The following is a 5,837-nucleotide window of genomic DNA, read 5'->3' as shown; positions in this document are numbered from 1 at the left end:
ACCATCGGCGCTAAAGAGCTTAACTTCCGTGTTCGGTATGGGAACGGGTGTGACCTCTTTGCCATCATCACTAGACTTATGTATTATTGTTTTGAAGTTGTTTACCTGTCCTTCAAGACAAGAATTATTGTATAACGTTTTCTCACATTGTGCAATACTTTTTTATAAAAAAAAGAATTTATTACTTTTTAAAGATATTTTTGTCATGTAAGAGAAATAATCACTCTAGTATTCATTATAACAATTGATAAAAAAAAAGAAAACAATTATTTTACACTAACTATACAATTACGTAATAGGAAGAATTAATTATGAGGAAAATACTTAATTTAACATAAATAGTACTCCAATTAGTTGGGAATTTTTCATTCCCAACTAATTGGAGTAATGGCTTGTATGCTTTTAACTCATTTAAAAATGGATGTATTGCTTCTACCGAAACTATTAAATAGTAGAAAGTGCCATTTTTAATTGATCAATTTCCTCAAATGTCGTTGTAGGACCAAAAGAAATCCTAAAAAATTGTCGAGCTTCTTCCAATGAATACCCCATAGATAAAATTGCTTTTGTCCCAGATTCACTGTGAATATCACAGGCACTTCCTGTAGAAATACATATACCAGCTTCATTTAATTTTAGCATAACATATTGCCCCTCCATATTTTCCATCAATACACCACAAATATTGGGCAATTGACTTTGACAGTCTATTAGCCTGCACGTATCTGGTAAATTTCTCTTAAAGTATTCTCGTAATTCATGAAAATGCCGATCGTTAAAATAATAATCTTCAATAGCTGATGCAAAGGCAACAATTGCTGGTGTATCTAATGTTCCTCCCCTTAATCCACGCTCATGAGTTACACCAGGTGTTAATGTGGGAACACGGATCTTTGGATTTATATAAACAGCCCCACATCCTTTTGGTCCCCCAATTTTATGAGCTGAAATAGTAATAGCATCCACTTGCTGCTTTAACGGAATTTTACAAAAAGACTGTACACAATCAACATGTAAGGAAATATTAGTAATTTTTGCTATCTCTGCAATTTCTTCTACAGGTTGAATAGAGCCTATTTCTGAATTAACATGTTGAATCGTTATGAGTGCTGTATCTTCGCGTATCACTTCTTGTACTTGTTCTACATGAATACAACCATTTTGTAGTAATGGTAATTTAGTGACTGTAAAACCTATTTTTTCTAATATATTTAACGCAGCATGTACGGATGTGTGTTCTGCTTGTGATGAAATAATATGCTTTCCTTTTTTCGATGCTAATGCTAAAGATAAAATTGATATGAGATTTCCTTCAGTGCCACTTCCAGTAAAGATCACACCATCATTGTTTACGCCAAGTGATTTTGCTACAACAGCTCTTGCCTGTTCAACAAAAAAATTAGCTTGTCCCCCTGCATCATGCAAGCTTGCACTATTTCCATAATAACGTCTTGCTACCTCACTATATGCTTCAAGGGAATTTACAGACATTGGTGATGTTGCTGCGTAATCCAGATATATCATATGAATCTTCCTTTCCATTTTATCAGGTCTTGTTTTCTTTTTTATTTTATGTAAAGATAAGTGTCAAGACAACTGTAAAGAAGGTATGGCAATGGATGTAAAGGCAGATGTACTTATTATTGGCAGTGGAATTGCTGCTCTTCAAGCAGCTCGGTTACTTGCTGAACATTTTCAGGTACAGATTGTTACAAAGTCATCTGTAAATATGAGTAGTTCCTATCGTGCTCAAGGTGGAATTGCTGCCGTTACAAGTCAAGAGGATCATCCAACATTTCATATTGATGATACATTGACTGCTGGAGAATATCATCATGAAAGAAGGAATGTTGAAGTACTTATAGAAAATGGCACCAAAATTATGCGTGATTTTCTAAAGGAGGGGTTCCCTGTTGATCGTCAGGCAGATGGGGCTCCAGCTCTAGGTTTAGAGGGTGCACATAGTTATCGTCGTATTTTACACGCTGGTGGAGATCGTACTGGTCAGATAATGATAAATTATCTACTTAATCAGCTACCATCTACTATCAATATAAATTGCTATGAAACAGCCTTTGAGCTTTTATTAAATACAGCCGGAGAGTGCGTGGGTGTACTGACAAAAGGAGAAAATGGGACAAAACGCTATCTTGCTCATCATATAATTCTAGCCTCTGGAGGAGCTGGTGCCCTCTACACATGCACATCAAATTATGAAACAAATACAGGAGATGGTATCGCATTGGCATATCGTGCTGGCGCTGCCATCAGTGATATGGAATTTATGCAATTTCATCCAAGCTTACTTTGGAGTAATGGAGAGGCAAAGGGACTTGTCTCTGAGGCAGTACGAGGGGCTGGAGGAATCTTTGTTGATGCACAACGTCAACCGATTATGAAAGGTTTACATGCTCAGCTTGACCTAGCTCCCCGTCATATTACTGCATTTGCATTATTTAATAAACGAGCTGCTGGACAAGAGACATTTATTGATATTTCAAATATTGAGCACTTTGAAGTAAAGTTCCCTGCAATTGCACAGCTATGTCATGATAACCTGATTGATATACAAAATGGGTTGATTCCTGTAGTACCAGGCAGCCATTTCTTAATGGGTGGTGTTATAGCTGATAACATGGGGAGAACATCTATTTCAAATCTATATGCAATTGGTGAGGTTGCTTGTACTGGGGTACATGGTGCCAATCGTTTAGCTAGTAACTCTTTGTTAGAAGGAATTACTTTTGGACAAAGAATGGCGCAATTCATTATAAAAACTGGTTGCAAGCAACATAATTTCTCTATTAGTGTTAAACATACTCGGCAACCAATGCCATTTTTATTTACGAAAGATCAATTACAGCAAATAATGATGCACACATTAGGCATAGTAAGAAATCCTATCGATATGCAACAATTCAAAGAACAACTGCCTTCATTAAATAGATTTCTTCAAGTTGATTTAGAGGGGTTAAATCGCCAAGAACTTGAACTTTATATGATGCATATTGTTGCCACACTAATGGTACATGCAGCTATAACACGAACAGAAACACGTGGTGCCCATATACGCTCTGATCATCCACTAAATAGCACGAAATGGGCAAATAGGTGGATTATTTTTCAACAAGGACAGATGAAAGTGAGGAATTCATTGTATGAATATCATCAGGCTCGAGGAAATGCTCAAGCAATTTTTTAACGAAGATATAGGAGATGGAGATTTATCAAGTGAATTCATTTTTTCGGCTGAACAGCAGGGGTCTTTTTCTTTTTACGCCAAAGAAAGTGGGATTTTTTGTGGAGTACCTATAATTGAACACGGGTTCCTTCTTCTTGATCGATCCATGGATATTACACTTCATAAAAAAGATGGAGATGAAATAAATGAAGGGGATATACTCGCTGTTATTAAAGGATCTCTGCAAAAATTACTAATTGGGGAACGTGTAATATTGAATCTTGTTCAACGCATGTCTGCAATCGCTACAGCTACAAATTTAGCTGTTCGTGAAACAATCGGAACTAATGCGAAAATATGTGATACTCGTAAAACAATGCCAGGACTGCGTATGCTAGATAAATATGCAGTTAGAATAGGCGGTGCCTACAATCATCGCAATGGTTTATACGATACCATAATGTTAAAGGATAATCATATTGCTTTTGCTGGTAGTATAACGAAGGCAGTACAGGCTGCACGCGCAAAAATCGGGCATACAGTTAAAATCGAGGTAGAAATCGAAACAAAAGCACAGCTTGATGAAGCAATTGTGGCTGGTGCAGACATCATTATGTTTGATAACCGTAGCCCTGAAGAAATACGACAGTGGCTTCCAGCTGTTCCCCCACATATTGCTACAGAAGCTTCAGGTGGCATCACACTTCATAATCTGAATAGCTATGCTAAAACAGGCATTCAATGGATTTCACTTGGAGCACTGACACATTCGGTAAAAGCCTTTGATATTAGTGCACTTGTACAAACGAAAGGAGCTAATTCCCTTGTCCATCACTAGTTTATTACAGCAAACGTCACTACTACCAGAGCATTACCGGACATTATCTAAAAATGAAATGGAATCTCGTATAATTGCTATAAAAATGAAATTGGGTAGTAAGCTTTTTATTCCTGGTCATCACTATCAAAAGGATGAGGTTATTCAATTTGCTGATGCTACGGGTGATTCCTTGCAGCTTGCTCAGCTATCAGCCGCTAATAAAGAAGCAGAAAATATTGTATTTTGTGGTGTACACTTTATGGCAGAAACTGCTGATATGCTAACTAATGAACAGCAACATGTTTATTTACCTGATATGCGGGCAGGTTGTTCAATGGCTGATATGGCCGATATTTATCAAACTGAACAAGCCTGGCCTATCCTACAGCAACTTTTTGGCGATACGATTATTCCACTAACCTATGTAAATTCTACCGCTGCCATTAAGGCATTCACTGGGCGGCATGGAGGAGCATGTGTCACATCCTCTAATGCAAAAGATATGGTAAAATGGGCATTTACACAAAAACAACGAATTTTCTTTTTACCAGATCAACATTTAGGTAGGAATACTGCATTTGATTTAGGTGTTCCACTTGAAAATATGGCTGTTTGGAATCCACATACAAATATGCTTGAGACCGAGCAGCCTCCTGAAAAAATCCAAGTGATTTTATGGAAAGGTCATTGTTCTGTCCATGAAGGTTTTACAGTTCAGCATACTGAATTTGTGCGTCAAGCATATCCAAATATGCACATTATTGTTCATCCAGAATGTAGCCGCGAGGTTGTAGCAGCTGCGGATGATGCTGGCTCTACAAAATACATTATTGATACGATTAATAAAGCACCAAGTGGTTCTGCATGGGCAATCGGTACAGAAATGAATCTTGTTAATCGTATTATTAAACAACATCCAGATAAACAGATTATCTCTTTAAATAAGCATTTCTGTCCATGTCTGACAATGAACCGAATTGACCTTCCTCATCTGCTCTGGTGCTTAGAAAGCATACAGCAAGGGCAACCACATAATCACATTCAAGTAGATGCTCATACCGCAAAAGAAGCACGTATTTCTCTTGAAAGAATGTTAATCAGAGCTTAATTAATAACAAACCGTCTACCTGAAATTAAGTAGACGGTTTATATTTTATATTTTTTGGTAAACTTAATTTGTTTAGTTTCCTACAGAACTAGTAAAAACAACATCTCATTCTAGCTATATCCTTTAATGTATGTGAATCATGAACTTTCATCATCTCAACCTAACAAATTGTAGAACAATATTGGAATTATAAACGTAAAACGCCTCAATCGCCTATTTCTTCTATTTTCGTAATTTATATATCTTCTAATCCTAAAAATAGTTATGTAAAAATGCATTTGCACAGTCCCCTCAGTTTAATTTTTATCTTGATTCAGCAGATCTTTACCGTGCGAAAGCGTAGTGACAGCAACAAATGTTTTTTGTGCAGAAAGCGAAGCGTCAAGTACAGAATACCTCCATCAATATAGGTGCGAGATAAAAGCGACTTTTTCCCTATTCAGTGGTTGTACAAATGTTCGCTGAATCAAGATAAAACCTCCAGCAAATATCACGAATTTTGAATAGTAGCTTTTCAAGTGGGCTCGGAAAACTCCGGACATAATTAGGCGTAATTGATATAAAAAGGTGAAGCTGTGTTTTTTATGCATGTAATTGTGTGAATATCCAAAAAGATATTATAAAATAGTATCTATAAAAATATCTTTATATAAAAAAGCAGTAGATGTATTTTACATCTACTGCTTTTTTCGTATGACCCGTACGGGATTCGAACCCGTGTTACCGCC

General features: G+C 36.6%; 4 protein-coding genes and 1 rRNA gene. 3 read left to right on the top strand and 2 right to left on the bottom strand.

Annotation, left to right across the window (positions count from 1 at the left end):
* Positions 1 to 75, bottom strand: a 5S ribosomal RNA gene (rrf, locus tag AC1RNS_RS26210); the annotation flags it as partial.
* A gap of 369 nt (positions 76 to 444) precedes the next feature.
* Positions 445 to 1,524 carry a cysteine desulfurase family protein gene (locus AC1RNS_RS26205; protein ID WP_492996742.1) on the bottom strand — a complete coding sequence of 360 codons (1,080 nt, stop codon included), beginning with the start codon at positions 1,522 to 1,524 and terminating at the stop codon, positions 445 to 447.
* Between the two features lie 91 nt (positions 1,525 to 1,615).
* Here AC1RNS_RS26205 and nadB point away from each other — a divergent pair, with 91 nt between their 5' ends.
* The 3 genes from nadB to nadA are packed head-to-tail and all read left to right on the top strand — an operon-like array spanning position 1,616 to position 5,109.
* Complete coding sequence (nadB, locus tag AC1RNS_RS26200; RefSeq protein ID WP_492996741.1) at positions 1,616 to 3,202, top strand: L-aspartate oxidase; 1,587 nt, start codon at positions 1,616 to 1,618, stop codon at positions 3,200 to 3,202.
* Complete coding sequence (gene nadC, locus AC1RNS_RS26195; protein WP_492996740.1) at positions 3,159 to 4,019, top strand: carboxylating nicotinate-nucleotide diphosphorylase; 861 nt, start codon at positions 3,159 to 3,161, stop codon at positions 4,017 to 4,019. The genes nadB and nadC overlap by 44 nt, the downstream gene beginning before the upstream one ends.
* Entirely contained in the window at positions 4,006 to 5,109 is a 1,104-nt protein-coding gene (gene nadA, locus AC1RNS_RS26190) for a quinolinate synthase NadA (RefSeq protein ID WP_492996739.1), read from the top strand. The genes nadC and nadA overlap by 14 nt, the downstream gene beginning before the upstream one ends.
* The last annotated feature ends 728 nt before the right edge of the window (positions 5,110 to 5,837 follow it).

Source organism: Lysinibacillus sp. GW821-FHT14F06 (assembly GCF_058803665.1).
The sequence above is the reverse complement of the archived record's forward strand: the minus strand, read 5'-3'. Positions and strand labels throughout refer to the sequence as shown.

What these genes read in the sequence shown, in the direction of transcription:
- AC1RNS_RS26205 (WP_492996742.1), bottom strand. Translation starts at nt 1,524, where the DNA reads ATGATATATCTGGATTACGCAGCAACATCACCAATGTCTGTAAATTCC.
- nadB (WP_492996741.1), top strand. Translation starts at nt 1,616, where the DNA reads ATGGATGTAAAGGCAGATGTACTTATTATTGGCAGTGGAATTGCTGCT.
- nadC (WP_492996740.1), top strand. Translation starts at nt 3,159, where the DNA reads ATGAATATCATCAGGCTCGAGGAAATGCTCAAGCAATTTTTTAACGAA.